Annotated in this window: 16 protein-coding genes; 9 read left to right on the forward strand and 7 right to left on the reverse strand. The window is 28.7% G+C overall.

Going from position 1 to position 13,756, the window contains the following annotated elements:
- A partial coding sequence (locus GRQ01_RS06260) for an AMP-binding protein (protein WP_158333968.1) occupies window positions 1-298 on the reverse strand: 298 nt, incomplete at its 3' end.
- The gene (locus tag GRQ01_RS06265) at window positions 279-1,082 is read right to left on the reverse strand and encodes an AAC(3) family N-acetyltransferase (RefSeq protein WP_158334925.1); all 804 of its coding nucleotides are present in this window, start codon (window positions 1,080-1,082) and stop codon (window positions 279-281) included. The genes GRQ01_RS06265 and GRQ01_RS06260, both read right to left, overlap by 20 nt.
- Before the next feature lie 210 nt (window positions 1,083-1,292).
- On the opposite strand from GRQ01_RS06265, the gene GRQ01_RS06270 reads away from it, so the two are divergent.
- Complete coding sequence (locus tag GRQ01_RS06270; RefSeq protein WP_158334926.1) at window positions 1,293-2,333, forward strand: acyl carrier protein; 1,041 nt, start codon at window positions 1,293-1,295, stop codon at window positions 2,331-2,333.
- A gap of 27 nt (window positions 2,334-2,360) precedes the next feature.
- Here the strand turns inward: GRQ01_RS06270 and GRQ01_RS06275 are convergent, their stop codons facing one another.
- Entirely contained in the window at window positions 2,361-2,585 is a 225-nt protein-coding gene (locus GRQ01_RS06275; RefSeq protein WP_158334927.1) for a phosphopantetheine-binding protein, read from the reverse strand.
- Window positions 2,586-2,673: 88 nt separating this feature from the next.
- On the opposite strand from GRQ01_RS06275, the gene GRQ01_RS06280 reads away from it, so the two are divergent.
- The 6 genes from GRQ01_RS06280 (at window position 2,674) to GRQ01_RS06305 (ending at window position 9,391) form a co-directional block, all read left to right on the forward strand.
- On the forward strand, window positions 2,674-3,180 hold the full coding sequence (locus GRQ01_RS06280; RefSeq protein ID WP_158334928.1) for an adenylyl-sulfate kinase: 507 nt from the start codon (window positions 2,674-2,676) through the stop codon (window positions 3,178-3,180).
- On the forward strand, window positions 3,177-5,240 hold the full coding sequence (locus GRQ01_RS06285; protein WP_158334929.1) for a capsular polysaccharide biosynthesis protein: 2,064 nt from the start codon (window positions 3,177-3,179) through the stop codon (window positions 5,238-5,240). The genes GRQ01_RS06280 and GRQ01_RS06285 overlap by 4 nt, the downstream gene beginning before the upstream one ends.
- Entirely contained in the window at window positions 5,237-6,421 is a 1,185-nt protein-coding gene (kpsS, locus tag GRQ01_RS06290; protein WP_158334930.1) for a capsule polysaccharide modification protein KpsS, read from the forward strand. Before GRQ01_RS06285 ends, kpsS begins: the two co-directional genes overlap by 4 nt.
- Window positions 6,422-6,492: 71 nt before the next feature.
- Window positions 6,493-7,611: a DUF829 domain-containing protein gene (locus GRQ01_RS06295; protein ID WP_158334931.1), complete on the forward strand. Its 1,119-nt coding sequence runs from the start codon at window positions 6,493-6,495 to the stop codon at window positions 7,609-7,611.
- Window positions 7,608-8,978, forward strand: coding sequence for a cytochrome P450 (locus GRQ01_RS06300; protein WP_158334932.1), 1,371 nt, complete (start codon window positions 7,608-7,610; stop codon window positions 8,976-8,978). The genes GRQ01_RS06295 and GRQ01_RS06300 overlap by 4 nt, the downstream gene beginning before the upstream one ends.
- Window positions 8,975-9,391, forward strand: coding sequence for a hypothetical protein (locus GRQ01_RS06305; RefSeq protein ID WP_158334933.1), 417 nt, complete (start codon window positions 8,975-8,977; stop codon window positions 9,389-9,391). The genes GRQ01_RS06300 and GRQ01_RS06305 overlap by 4 nt, the downstream gene beginning before the upstream one ends.
- A 1-nt stretch (window position 9,392) precedes the next feature.
- Here GRQ01_RS06305 and acpS read toward each other — a convergent pair whose 3' ends face one another.
- Together acpS and fliL are read right to left on the reverse strand one after the other, a co-directional pair.
- Window positions 9,393-9,740, reverse strand: coding sequence for a holo-ACP synthase (acpS, locus tag GRQ01_RS06310; protein ID WP_158334934.1), 348 nt, complete (start codon window positions 9,738-9,740; stop codon window positions 9,393-9,395).
- Window positions 9,740-10,276, reverse strand: a complete 537-nt coding sequence (gene fliL, locus GRQ01_RS06315) for a flagellar basal body-associated protein FliL (protein WP_158334935.1) — start codon at window positions 10,274-10,276, stop codon at window positions 9,740-9,742. Before fliL ends, acpS begins: the two co-directional genes overlap by 1 nt.
- A gap of 124 nt (window positions 10,277-10,400) precedes the next feature.
- Here fliL and GRQ01_RS06320 point away from each other — a divergent pair, with 124 nt between their 5' ends.
- Window positions 10,401-11,759, forward strand: coding sequence for a phosphomannomutase/phosphoglucomutase (locus tag GRQ01_RS06320; protein ID WP_158334936.1), 1,359 nt, complete (start codon window positions 10,401-10,403; stop codon window positions 11,757-11,759).
- Between the two features lie 31 nt (window positions 11,760-11,790).
- Here the strand turns inward: GRQ01_RS06320 and rsfS are convergent, their stop codons facing one another.
- Together rsfS and nadD are read right to left on the reverse strand one after the other, a co-directional pair.
- Window positions 11,791-12,117, reverse strand: coding sequence for a ribosome silencing factor (gene rsfS / locus GRQ01_RS06325; RefSeq protein WP_158334937.1), 327 nt, complete (start codon window positions 12,115-12,117; stop codon window positions 11,791-11,793).
- 19 nt (window positions 12,118-12,136) lie between these two features.
- Entirely contained in the window at window positions 12,137-12,694 is a 558-nt protein-coding gene (nadD, locus tag GRQ01_RS06330; protein WP_158334938.1) for a nicotinate (nicotinamide) nucleotide adenylyltransferase, read from the reverse strand.
- 61 nt (window positions 12,695-12,755) lie between these two features.
- On the opposite strand from nadD, the gene gap reads away from it, so the two are divergent.
- Window positions 12,756-13,754 (forward strand): type I glyceraldehyde-3-phosphate dehydrogenase, encoded by a 999-nt coding sequence (gene gap, locus GRQ01_RS06335; protein WP_158334939.1) that lies wholly within the window; start codon window positions 12,756-12,758, stop codon window positions 13,752-13,754.
- The last annotated feature ends 2 nt before the right edge of the window (window positions 13,755-13,756 follow it).

Raw genomic sequence — 13,756 nt, forward strand, 5'->3', positions numbered from 1 at the left:
TAACTTTTTTTATTCTTTCTTTGGGAGTTTTTTCATCAAGTATGGTGTAGAAATTTCCACTTAAAGCCACTCCAAAAAAAGAAATCAAACAATCAATACTTTTAGGTAAAATAATTAAAATAGGAAGTTGTGTGGTATGTTCGCAAGCTAATTGCCTTAAGATTTCGCTGGCAAGTTTTTCACTCATAGAATGGAATTTTTTATAGCTAATATATTTTCCATTAAATTCAACAAATAATTTTTTATTTGGATATTTATCCACGCTTTTTTGTAAAAAATCATAAATGTGGGTTATCATTTTTATCCTTTAATAAAGCATATGGATTATTTTTAAGATATTTCAAGGTATCTAAAAAATATCTTTTACTTTCAATATTGACTATATGCGATCTTGCAAAATTGATGATATTAAAATTATTATTTTCTTTTAATAAATTAATTTGCTTTTGTTCACATACTAAAGAATTTTCTTCTAAATTTCTTACATAAAAGTCTATATTTTTTTCATATTTGATTTTATCTTCATTTATTAAGATTCCACTGAAATTTTTAAAATACCTATAAGGCACTTTTACTATTTCTTCTATAAAATGAGTAAAAGTATATCCTACTAGATGAGTTCCAAAAAGAACAATTTTTCCATCATGTTTCCATAAGGTATCATATACACAATTTTCTCCAAAGCAACTTTTTGTATCTTGTAAAAATAAATCTTGTTTAGCACCTTTTATAGCAAAGGAAAATATAGGATCATTGGTGCGTTTTACTCCTTTATATTTGCGAAAATATTCTGTTAAAATTCCAACTTCACTTTTTGAATTTAATTTATCATAAATACCATTTTTACAAAATGTATAAGTGAAAGTAGGCATGATGAGTGTTCCTTCTTCTCCTATGCTTTGTAAAAAACACTCAATGATTGTTTGTAAGAATTCATTTTTTTTAAGCAAAGGGGTTCCAAATTTAAAAAGTTCACTATGAACACATATGATATCGCCTTTTTGTATGCCTAGTTTTTTTAAGGTGTTTATTAGATCAGTATTTGAGTATTTTTGATTGTCATGTTGTAAAAATTGTGTCATGTTGATTCCCAATATATATTTTAAAAATTTAAGTATAATTTAGTATAAATTTAAAAAGGCTTAATGATGTTTATAAATCAACACAGTTTATATTTCCTTATCTAGTTAAAAAACAGTATTTATTTTTAAGAAAGATAAAAATTAGTTTAAACTTGAAATTATATGATTTTGATAGAATTTAATTATAAAATATTTAAGTAAGGGAATGAAATGATAGCTTATATTAGTATAGGAACAACAAATAGCGGTAATCAGGAAAGACAGGGCTTTTTGATGCAAAATGAAGATTTACTTTTGCAAAAAGGCTATATATATCCTAAATCTCTTAGAGTAGCAAATAGGCATTGGGTTTTAGTGGATATAGTTTTAGAACTTGTTAATAAAAAAATATTAAGTTTAAATCCATTAGAAGATCTAACCAATGAACGTTTGATTAAAGCCATTGAAAATTTCAAAATAGAAGCTTCATTGCATAAAGATAAAAAATTTATTTTTTCCGCTGAAGGGATAGTTTGGGATTTCTCTACTAAAAAACATATAGAAATTTTAAAAAGTGTTTTAAATGCTTTAGGTTTTGATGAAATTTATGAAATAGTCTATTTTAGAGATACGCTTGGGTATTTAAATTCTCATTGTTCTCAAGATATAAAAAATAATATGGGTTTTTATAGTGCTGATTTTAAGCCTGATGAACACCCTAGAAAGTATATTTTTGATTATAAATGGATTTGCCAAAGCCATGTTGAAGTATTTGGTGAATCAAGTTTAATAGTAAGACTTTTAAAAGAAGAATATGTTGGTGGAACTTTGCTTAAAGATTTTGTTTATCATTTGGGTTTGGAATGGGATGATAATTTTTCTTTAAAGCAAAATAAAAATGAAAGCTTTAATCTTTTAGGTATGGAGCTTCAAGGGAGATTGATTAAAAAAGATTTGCATGGACAAAATATGAATTCTTTACTTTACATTGCAAGGAAAATTTTTGAAGGAGCTGATGAAGATAGACTTAAATTTAGAGTACAAAAAGATATAGCAAAAGCTTATGTGGATTATTATGCTTCTTCTCTTGACTGGGTAAGAAAAAAGTATTTTCCCCATAGAAAATATTTATTTGAGCCCATAGATTGGGACAATTATAAGGAAAACCCGACCTTAATTCATACCAAAGAAAGCGACTGGGATAAGGTAGCTGATTTTATAGCACAAATTATTATATCTAAAAATAAAATCATTCAATCTTTACAAGATTGAAACTAATACAATGTTAAAAGCATTGTATTATTGATAAGCTTTTGTTATCATATTTTTGATGCTTTGAAAATTTTCAAAATTTTCAGGAGTAATAAATTCTGCATTTAAAGATTTGCCATAATGTTTTTCAATTTGTGCTACTAATGCCATTATATCAATGCTATCTATAATATCTTCACTGATTAAATTTTGCATAGTTTCATCAATATCTGCTCTTTCGATATTAATAAAGAATTTTTTGATCACTTCCATATACTTTCCTTTTATAAATAAAATATTGAAATTATATCTTAATTTTATTATTATGGTAAAATTATGTATTTTTAATTAAGGAAAGTTGATGAAATATCCTGTTTTTTGGTTTACTGGGCTTGCTGGTAGTGGAAAGAGTACTATAGGAAAAGCTTTATATGAAAAATTAAAACAAAAATATAAAAATATCATTTATCTTGATGGAGACGAATTAAGAGATATAATAGGTCATTATGGATATGATAAGAAAAGTCGTATAGATATGGCTTTGAAAAGATCTAAATTTGCTAAGTTCTTAAACGATCAAGGTATGATAGTTATTGTAACTACAATTTCAATGTTTAATGAAATTTATATTTATAATAGAAAAGAATTAAAAAATTATTATGAAATTTATATAGAATGTGATATGCAAGAATTGATTAAAAGAGATCAAAAAGGACTTTATACAAAAGCTTTAAATAAAGAAATTGATAATGTTGTTGGTATAGATATAGCATTTGATCAGCCAAAGCCTCATTTAATCATTAATAATTCTTATCAAAATGATTTAGAAAAAAAAGTTGAAACTATAGTGAAGAAATTGACATTATGAAATATTATTCCACATCAAAAAAACTTATTATCAATGTCAGAAATTTTTATCAAGTAATTCTCTTTAGTGTTTTTAAAAAAATCAAAAAAGATGATATTTTTCTAGGCTGGGGAAGAAAAAAATCAGGTTTTAAGGCTATGGCTTTAGCTCAAAAATATAATGCTAAATTCATGCTTTTAGAAGATGGCTTTATCCGTTCTTTGAATTTGGGAGTAGAAAATTCTCCCAGTTTTAGTTTAATTTGTGATGATGTGGGTATTTATTATGATGGAACTTTGCCTTCAAAACTTGAAAATCTTTTAAATACTCATCAATTTAAAGATGAAGAAATTTTCCAAGCTAGAAAAGCTATAAAACTTATAAAAAAACACAAGATTACTAAATACAATAATAATTTAGATGTTCCAAGCAATTATTTTCCAAAAAACGAACAACGCATTTTAATTATCACTCAAACAGCTGAAGATGCATCACTTGAATTTGGGCTTGCTAAAGAATTTTCCACCCTTGATATGATAAAAGATGCTATAAAAGAAAATCCTAATTCTAAAATTTATGTAAAAATCCATCCTGATGTTTTAAGCGGTAAAAAACAAAGTGATTTTGATTTTTTGCCTAAAGAATGCATAATAATCAGTGAGAATTTTAATCCTTTGAATTTGCTTGAATATTTTTATAAAGTTTATACTAAAACTTCTGGAATGGGTTTTGAGGCTTTATTAATGGGATGTGAATGCGTGTGTTATGGAATGCCTTTTTATGCGGGTTGGGGTTTAACAAAGGATAAGTTAGAGTGCAAAAGAAGAAATCAAAAAAGAACTCTTGAAGAAATTTTTTGTGCTGCTTATATACTCTATACTAAATATTTTAATCCTTATTTAAACCAAAAAAGTGATATTTTTGATACGATTAATACTTTAATTAAATATAAAACTATAGAATGTGAAAATTCTCATAGGCTTTTTTTCTTTGGATTTTCAAAATGGAAAAGACAGTTTGTAAAGCCTTTTTTTAAAGCTAAAAATAATGAAATAATATTTTTAGATTCTATAGATGGTTTAAGCAATATAATATTGCAAAAAAATGACAAATTTTTTATCTGGGGAAAAAAGGTTGCTTTTGATAAACTTCAAAATACTCTTATTAAAAAAGCCCAAAATGAAAATTTAAAGCATTTTATCCCAAAAATTTCTTTAGTAGAGGATGGTTTTATCCGATCCATTGCTTTAGGATCTGATCTTACGCGTCCTTTTTCGCTTATTGTGGATGATAAAGGACTTTATGTTGATCCTAGCCAAGCTACAAAGTTAGAAGAGCTTTTACAAGATGGAGTTTTTGATGAAAAACTTTTAAGTAGGGCAAGAAATATTATAAAAATTTTGCTTGAAAATAAATTGTCAAAATACAATACTATGTCTCATAAAAATCTTAAAATCAATGCTAAAAAGGATCAAAAAGTCATTTTAATTCCTGCTCAAGTTGAAGATGATATTTCTATGATTTTAGGAGGTTTTGGTCTATCAACTTTGGATTTAATTAAAGAAGTACGCAATAAAAATCAAAATGCTTATATTATTTTTAAACCTCATCCTGATGTTTTAAGTGGAAATCGTAAGGGTTTAAAAGATAAAAAGCTTATTTTACAATACTGTGATGAAATCATTCAAGATTGTAGTATTGATAGTGCGATTAAAATTGCTGATGAAGTTCATACTATAACATCTACAAGTGGCTTTGATGCGCTTTTAAGATCTAAAGAAGTTTTTACTTATGGAATGCCTTTTTATGCGGGTTGGGGTTTAACAAAAGATAAATACAAATGTGAAAGAAGAACAAGAAAGTTAAATCTTGAAGAGCTTGTAGCTGGGGCTTTAATACTGTATCCAAGATATATTAATCCCCAAACAAAAACTTTATGCGAAATTGAAGTTTGTTTAGATATAATGTTAAATTTTCAAAAAGATTATTTTTCAAAAAAACATGTGAAATTAATAATAAATTTTAAAACTTTTGTGCTTAGAAAAATAAGAAGAATTTATGAATTTTTGGCAAAGAAATGAGATTTGGCGATAAGATTAAAAAAGAATTTAGCGGTAAGAATGTTTTGCTTTTGCAAGGGCCTGTAGGAAATTTCTTTCATATTCTTGCTATGAAAATGAAGGAAAATCAAACTAAGGTTTTTAAGCTAAATTTTAATGGGGGAGATTTTTTTTTCTATCCAAGTGGAGTAAGATGTAAATGTAATGAAAAAGAACTTGAAAATTTTTATGAAAGCTTTCTAGAAGAGAAAAAAATTAATGCTATTGTGATGTATAATGATTGTCGTATTGTGCATGCAAAGGCTATTGAAGTGGCTAAGCGTTTAGGTATTGAAATTTGGATTTTTGAAGAGGGTTATTTAAGGCCTTATTGTATTACTTTTGAAAAAGATGGGGTGAATGCGAATTCTTCTTTGCCTCGTGATAAAAATTTCTATCTTTGTCAATACATTTATAATAAAGACAGCATAAAAGAAATTCCTGGTAGTTTTAAATTTATGGCTTTTGATGCATTTTTGTATTGGTTATTTGCTTTTGTTTTAGCTCCTTTTTTTAATAATAAGCTTCATCATCGCACTTTGTATCCTTTTGAGTTTTTATTTTGGTTTCGATCTTTATATAGAAAATATCTTTATAAAATCACTGAAAAAACAATCAATAAAAAAATTTATAATTTAGAAAAAAAATATTTTTTAGCCATTTTGCAAGTTTATAGCGATACGCAAATTAAGTATCATTATAAAAAAAGTATAGAATATTTTATAGAAGAGATCATACTTTCTTTTGCAAATCATGCTAGAGCTAAGTCTTATCTTGTGTTTAAGCATCATCCTATGGATAGAGGATATAAAAATTATGCAAAACTAATTCAAAAGCTAAGTCAAAAATATCATGTAGAAGGGAGGGTTTTATATGTGCACGATACGCATTTGCCCACCCTTTTAAAAAGAGCTTTAGGTTGTATTACTATTAATTCTACAGTAGGCTTTAGTGCTATTTTAGAAGGTTGCCCGACTAAGGTTTGTGGAGATGCTTTTTATGATTTTGAAGGCTTGACTTATCCTAAGAAACTTCAGTTTTTTTGGCGAGAAGCTCATGCTTATAAGCCTAATTCTGCTTTAGTACGCAATTTTAAAAAATATCTTTTACAAAGCAATCAATTTAATGGTAATTTTTATAAAAATTCTTTTTTAAACAAATAGGAGTTAAAAGCTTCTATTAAGAGAATTTTTAAAGTAAAGCTGTTATAATTGAAAATAAAAAGAAATATTTTATGGATAGAGAAGTATTTTATATAGCAGGATATGATCCTAAAAGTTATAGATTTTATTACGATTTATTCAAAAAAAACTTAGAAGAGTATTCCTATCGATTTAATCTTAAAGCCATTATAAATAAAATTGATAAAAATGGAAATTTTCCTTTTTTTAAAATTTCTTGCGAAAATGTCCAAATTAAATATCATTTTTTAGTGTGGAATGATATTGTTAGAAAAAATTGGTCGCAAAATTATAAAGATGCTTTGATAGATTGTTATAGTTTTTTTAGAATTTATACTATTACAGGGCTTTTTATTAAATTTGGCAAAGAGTCGATTTATCAGTTGATTACAGGTTATTATCCTTTTTTTTATATACTGTTTTCTTTATTGTTTTCTTTGATTTTAGCTTTGGGAACCTTTGTTTTTTTGCAAAATTATATCCATTTTTCTTTGGCTATAGTTATAGGAATTATTTTAGGGTTTTTACTCAATCGTTTTTTGTTTAAACTTGGTAAAAAGTTTTCTGTATTTTGGATAGCAAGAATTTGTGCCTTTTGTGCTACTTGGCATGATAAAAAAAAGGGCACAATGGAAGAAAGAATCAAACTTTTTGCAGATACTATAATTGATAAGTTAAAGCAAAATAAAGACAAACAAAATTACGAACTTATCTTGGTTGCACACAGTGTTGGAACTATAGTTTGTATAGAGGTTTTAGAATGTGTTTTAAAACAAATCGATCAGTCTTTACAAAACAAACTGAAAATCCTTACTTTAGGAGAATGTATTCCTTTAGTGAGTTATCAAAAAAAATCTCATGAATTTAGAAACAAACTTGAATTTGTTTCTAAATTTGATTTAAAATGGTATGATTATACCTCTATTATTGATGGGGCGTGTTTTCCACAAGTAGATTTTTTTCGCACAAGCGGAGTAAATGCGAAATTTACCCCTCCTTTTTTAAGTGCTAAATTTCATACTTTATATGAAAAACATGAGTATAAAAAAATTAAAAGAGATAAAAATAAAGCACATTTTTTATATCTTTATTGTATTAAAATCAGAGGCAATTATGATTTTTTTTCTTTTATCATTGCGCCTAAATTTTTAGAAGAAAAGGTAAAAGTATGAGTCAATGTCCGTTTTTCCCAAAACCTTATAAAAATAAAGCTTCCATGCTTTTAACCTTTTTGTTAAAGCGTAGATCCTGGCTTGATGGGCTTTATGAACGTAGCTATAAAATGCAAACAGGTCATGTAAAAATGCCTAATTTTGATCTTTATGTTATTAACAACACCCAAGAAGTTAAAAAAATGATGGTAGATCAAGTGAAGGATTTTCCTAAAAGTGCATTTTTGCATGAGCTTTTAAGTCCGCTTTTAGGAGAGAGTATTTTTACTACAAATGGAGATGTTTGGAAAAAACAAAGAGAGCTTTTGCGTCCTAGTTTTGAAATGACAAGCATTAATAAGGTTTTCAACCTTATGAAAGAAGCAGCACATGATATGATGCAGCGTTTTGAAAAATATCCTAATGATGCTATTATTGACGTTGATGAAGCTATGACTTTTGTCACTGCAGATGTTATTTTCCGTACTATTATGTCTTCAAAACTTGATGAAGAAAAAGGCAAAAAAATTTTAAATGCTTTTGTGACTTTTCAAGAGCAAAGTGTCCATACGGCTATGCGTCGTATGTTTTATTTTCCAAAATGGCTTTCTTATATATTAGGGGATCGTAAGCGTGCTAAGGCAGGAAATGTTATAAGAGAGGTTTTAAGTGATATTATCAAGCCAAGATATGATAGGGTAAATGCTGGTAATTGGAATGAATTTAAAGATATTTTAAATTCTTTGCTTTTGGTGGTAGATGCACACACTAATAAGCGTTTTTCTTTTGAAGAAATTTTAGATCAAGTGGCTATGCTTTTTTTAGCAGGTCATGAAACAACAGCTAGTTCTTTAACCTGGACACTTTATTTATTAAGTCTTTATCCACAAGAACAACAAAGAGCTTATGAGGAAATTTCTCAAATTTTGCAAAATGGCAGCATTGAAATTCCTCATTTAAGACAATTTAAATATTTAACTAATATTTTTAAAGAATCTTTAAGATTATATCCTCCTGTAGGCTTTTTTGCTAGAGAGGCGAAAAAAGATACTCAAGTCCGAGATAAATATATAAAAAAGGGATCAGGCGTTGTTATTGCTCCTTGGCTTATACATAGGCATGAAAAGTTTTGGACTGATCCTAATGGCTTTAACCCTTCGCGTTTTGATACAGAGTATAAAAAGGATACATATTTACCTTTTGGTGTGGGTGAGAGGATTTGCATAGGTCAAGGCTTTGCTATGCAAGAAGCTATTTTGATTTTAGCAAATATTCTTAGAGTTTATAAACTTGAACTTCAAGAAGGTTTTGTTCCTGATGTAGTAGGGCGATTGACAATACGTTCGGCCAATGGAATGAAAATAAAATTTAGTAAAAGAGAAGCATGAAAAATATTAAAACAAAACCTATGAATTTTTGCACCCGTCTAAAACGTAGTTTCAAAAAGAATTTAAAAGAAAAATTAGCAGGAACTATTTTACTTTGTGCCTTAGTACCTTTAGCAGTATTTGGGTATATTTTCATAGCAATTGTAGGGATTTTTTTTAATACTGCACGTGCTAGACAAGGCGTGAGAGCTTTAGATCATTTTGTTAATGCGAGTTTGTTTAATGGTTATGCTTGGGAAAGTGTTTCCTCTCATGCGTGGCGTGAAAGGAATTCTAAAAAATGGGCTAAGGTAATTATTAAAATCACAGATTTTTTTCAAAAAGATCATTGTAAAAGAGCCAATAAAAGAGAACAACCTGTTGTAGATTTTATACTTGCAAGAAATCTAGACAAACAAACTATAGGAAATTAGTTTATACTATAGTTACTATAGCCATGGCAAAACCATTATCATGTGAAATGCTGAGTGAAGTTTGAGTGATATTAAAATTATTTATAATTTTTTGAGAATATTTTAGTTTAGGTGCATTTCTATGATCTTTTGATATTTCAATATCAAAAAAAGTGCATAACTCACAGATGCCAAGACCTAAAGCCTTGCTTGCGGCTTCTTTGGCAGCCCAAAGACCTGCTAAAGTCGCTGGGCTTTTAACAAGCATTTGTTCTTGTGCGTTTAAAAATTTATCCAAGAAATTTTTGCCATGTCTAGCATAAATCTTTTCTATCCTAGAAATGGCGATAATATCACAACCTACATGCATTAAGAAACTACAAAGTCTGTAAAATAGACGTTTTTAATAAAGCCATCGGTTAAAATTTCATTGATTTTTCCAACAAGTTCGTCTTTTAAGCGTTCTTTGCCTTTTTGGGTGCTGACTTCTTCAAAGGTTTTTGCTGTAAGTGTACGAATGATAATATCACGAATAACAGGCACTTTTTTATCGAGTTCAGGTTTTAAAAGTTCGCTGTTTTGTTCTAATTCTATGGTGCATTTTACATATCTTGAGCCACTATCACTAAGTAAATTTAAAGTAAAAGGATCAAGCGGATACATAGGCCCTATATTAGCAAAATCGCTTCCGCGTTGGGTAGGAGTAGAAGCTTTGGTCTTTTCAGATCTAAGTTCTTCTTTTGGCGCTTCTTTGATTTCGCTTTCATCACTTGAGCTGCTAGAAATAAGCCAAGCAATAACGCCCATAATACTAAGTAGTAAGACAAAAAGCAAGATTACAATAATAATGACAAGCGAGCTGCCCTTTTTGTTCTTTTCTGCTTCGTTTTTTAAATCTTCATCCATAAATTTTCCTTTATTTTAGTGAAATTAATGTAAAATTGTAGCAAAAATTTCTTTTCTATCCAAATTTAGTTTTATAAGTTATAAAATTAAGAGATTTTAAAGAAATAATTATGAAGGAATAATCATGCTTGATGTAATTTTTAGAGAATATGATATACGCGGACTTTATGGTAAAGAATTAAATGAAAAAAGCGTTAAGGCCATAGGTTTTTGTTTGGGACAAATCATGCTTGAAAGAGCTTGTAAAAATGTTAGTGTGGGATATGATGCAAGATATAGTGCAAAAGAGCTTTTTGGGTATTTGTTAAGCGGACTTAATAAAGCAGGAATTGAGGTTTATGATATAGGTTTGGTGCCTACTCCGCTTGGGTATTTTAGTCTTTATGAGGGCTTGAAGTTTGATGCAAATATCATGATAACAGGATCTCATAATCCTAAAGATTATAATGGATTTAAAATTACTATAGGCAAGCAAAGTTTTTTTGGGGCAGAATTGAAAGAGTTTTCAAAAAGAGTTTATGAGCACTTAGAAGATAATATTGAGTCTGATTTCAATGCTAAAAAATATGATATTTTAAGTGTTTATATAGAATTTATGTGTAAGCAATTTAGTTTTTTGAAAGATTTTAATTATAACTTTGTTGTTGATTGTGCTAATGGTGCAGCTGGAGTTGTGATTGAAGCTTTGGTTGAAGCTTTGAATTTAAAAGCTCATGTGATGTTTTCAAATCCTGATGGGCAGTTTCCAAATCATGATCCTGATCCTACAGAAGAAAAGAATTTATATGCTTTAAAAAATTTTCTAGATCAAAATCAAGAATATGCTTTAGCTTTTGCTTTTGATGGGGATGCTGATAGGATAGTGGTTTTAAGCCAAACTCATGTATTTTGCGGAGACGAGCTTTGCTATTTGTTTGCAAAAAATATTCCTAATCCTCGCGTTTTAGGTGAAGTAAAATGTTCTAAAAATCTTTTTGATGAAGTGGCTAAGTTAGGTACGATTTTCATGGGAAAAACAGGGCATTCTAATATTAAGAAAATGATGAAAGAAAAGAATATTGATTTAGCCGCTGAGGTGAGTGGGCATATTTTCTTTAAACACAGATATTTTGGCTATGATGATGGAATTTATGCATTTTTAAGGACCTTAGAACTTGTTTATAAAGGTTTTGATTTAGAGGCTATGATTAAAGCTTTACCAAAGCTTTATACTACCCCTGAAATTAAAATTCCTGTTAGTGAAGAAGAAAAATTTAAACTTGTAGAAGAATTTAAAAAGGCTGTTGAAAAAGGTGCTTTAAAAGGTGTTAAAAGCCTTTGTGAAATTGATGGAGCTAGGATAGATTTTGGCGATGGATGGGCTTTGCTTCGTGCTTCTAATACTAGTCCTTATTTAATAACGCGTTTTGAAGCCACCTCTTTAGAGCATGCAAAAGAGCTTGAAAATATGGTTTTTGCTTTATTTAATCAAATAAAAGCTTAGATTTTAAATTTCATAAATCAAAAAAAATCTTTTAAGCCTTATTTTTCTTAAGTCTTTCTAATAATTCTTCTATATTATAAAGTTCTCTATATTGTGGGGTTAGAAGATGGATTAAAATATCCCCTAAGTCAATAACACTCCATTCTTCACTACTTTCTATATTTAAAAACTTTTCACCTTGGGCTTTAAGTTTTGTTTTAAACTCATCAATTAAAGATAAAGCGTGTTTTTGACCTAAAGTTGCAGCAATAATGACGTATTTTACAAAGTATTCTTGTTCACTCATATCGATAGTTTTGATATTTTCAGCCTTTTTTTCATCTAAAATTTGAATGATTGTGTCTATTCTTTTTTGCATTATTGTCCTTACTTAATTTTTAAAATTGTATCAGTTTTTTTTGTAATTTTTCATAATAATTTTTAACTTCATCTTGGATTTCATAGCAAACTTCTTCAGTATTTAAGGTATTGCGTATAAAAGAAGAGGAGATTTTTATATTTATCTTTAAATTTTTAAATTTTTTTGGAATATTAATACCGTTGCGATGTGCAACCACAAATATGACTAAGGATTTTAATCTTTTAAAATCATGCCAAAGATGTAGTTTTTCTAAATGATCTGCACCTATTAAAAGATAAAATTGATCAGGATTATAAATTTTATAAAGATATTCAACGCTTTTTATACTAGGAACAGGGTTTTTTTGTTTGGTTTCAAAGTCAGAAATTTCAACTTTTGGTAAATGTCCCCAAAGTTTTTTTACCCATAAAAATCTTTGTTCTTCATCGGCAGTGAAATTCTTTTTAAAGGGATTTATGAAAGTAGGCATGATGATAAGTTTGTCTATATCTAGTTTTTCTAAAGCTTCTTTGATAATGGCTTCATGTCCTTTATGTGGCGGGTCAAAACTGCCGCCAAAAAGTGCAATTTTCATTAAATTTTTAACCTTTTTTTAGTAGAATATTAGCATAAAAAACTTCGCAAAAGGAAACAAAATGGCTGTAAAGGTTGCTATAAATGGTTTTGGACGCATAGGAAGATGTGTCGCAAGAATTATTTTAGAAAGAAATGATATCGAACTTGTAGCTATAAATGATACTACTGATATTGAGCTTACAAAATACCTTTTTAAATACGATACTGTACATGGAGAATTTAAAGGAAGTATCGATAGTGATGGCGATGATTTAGTGATTAATGGCAAAAAAATCAAAATGTTTAAGAGTCGCGATATTAAAGAACTTGATTTTGCAAAATACGGTGCACAAATTGTTTTAGAATGCACAGGAGCTAATTTAACTATGGCTAAATGCCAACAGTTTTTAGATAAAGGAGTGCAAAAAGTGATTATGAGTGCCCCTGCAAAGGATGATACTCCTACTTATGTTTTGGGTGTGAATTCGCACTTTTATAAGGGCGAAAATATCATTTCTAATGCCAGTTGTACAACTAATTGTTTAGGGCCTATTTGTCGTGTTTTGCAAGATAATTTTGGTATAGAAAAAGGACTTATGACAACTATACATGCTTATACTAATGGGCAAAGTATTATTGATGCTAAAGCTAAAGATAAGCGTCGATCGCGTGCTGCAGCTCAAAATATCATTCCTACTTCTACAGGTGCAGCAAAAGCAATGAAACTTGTTATGCCAGAATTAAACGGCAAACTTCATGGACAAAGTATACGCGTGCCAGTCATTGATGTTTCTAGTGTAGATTTAACTGCACAACTTAGTCATAAAGTAAGCAAAGAAGAGCTTAATGAAGCTTTTAGAAAGAGTGCTATTTCAAATTTAAAAGGAATTTTAACAGTTGATGATGAAGAAAGGGTTTCAAGTGATTTTGTTACCTGTTCTTATGGTGCTGTTGTAGTAAGTGATTTAACTCAAGTTATAGCTGATGATTTGATTAAAGTAATAGCATGGTATGATAATGAATGGGGATACTCAAGCCGTTTGGCTGATATGGCCGTATATATTGGGCATAAGGCTTGATA

This window comes from Campylobacter bilis, assembly GCF_016806695.1.
Taxonomy (GTDB): domain Bacteria; phylum Campylobacterota; class Campylobacteria; order Campylobacterales; family Campylobacteraceae; genus Campylobacter_D; species Campylobacter_D bilis.

Coding starts and splice junctions, on each gene's coding strand:
- nadD (WP_158334938.1), bottom strand. CDS start 12,694: ATGAAAATTGCACTTTTTGGCGGCAGTTTTGACCCGCCACATAAAGGA.
- rsfS (WP_158334937.1), bottom strand. CDS start 12,117: ATGCAAAAAAGAATAGACACAATCATTCAAATTTTAGATGAAAAAAAG.
- GRQ01_RS06305 (WP_158334933.1), top strand. CDS start 8,975: ATGAAAAATATTAAAACAAAACCTATGAATTTTTGCACCCGTCTAAAA.
- GRQ01_RS06320 (WP_158334936.1), top strand. CDS start 10,401: ATGCTTGATGTAATTTTTAGAGAATATGATATACGCGGACTTTATGGT.
- GRQ01_RS06280 (WP_158334928.1), top strand. CDS start 2,674: ATGAAATATCCTGTTTTTTGGTTTACTGGGCTTGCTGGTAGTGGAAAG.
- gap (WP_158334939.1), top strand. CDS start 12,756: ATGGCTGTAAAGGTTGCTATAAATGGTTTTGGACGCATAGGAAGATGT.
- kpsS (WP_158334930.1), top strand. CDS start 5,237: ATGAGATTTGGCGATAAGATTAAAAAAGAATTTAGCGGTAAGAATGTT.
- GRQ01_RS06270 (WP_158334926.1), top strand. CDS start 1,293: ATGATAGCTTATATTAGTATAGGAACAACAAATAGCGGTAATCAGGAA.
- GRQ01_RS06295 (WP_158334931.1), top strand. CDS start 6,493: ATGGATAGAGAAGTATTTTATATAGCAGGATATGATCCTAAAAGTTAT.
- GRQ01_RS06275 (WP_158334927.1), bottom strand. CDS start 2,585: ATGGAAGTGATCAAAAAATTCTTTATTAATATCGAAAGAGCAGATATT.
- GRQ01_RS06285 (WP_158334929.1), top strand. CDS start 3,177: ATGAAATATTATTCCACATCAAAAAAACTTATTATCAATGTCAGAAAT.
- acpS (WP_158334934.1), bottom strand. CDS start 9,740: ATGCATGTAGGTTGTGATATTATCGCCATTTCTAGGATAGAAAAGATT.
- GRQ01_RS06265 (WP_158334925.1), bottom strand. CDS start 1,082: ATGACACAATTTTTACAACATGACAATCAAAAATACTCAAATACTGAT.
- fliL (WP_158334935.1), bottom strand. CDS start 10,276: ATGGATGAAGATTTAAAAAACGAAGCAGAAAAGAACAAAAAGGGCAGC.
- GRQ01_RS06300 (WP_158334932.1), top strand. CDS start 7,608: ATGAGTCAATGTCCGTTTTTCCCAAAACCTTATAAAAATAAAGCTTCC.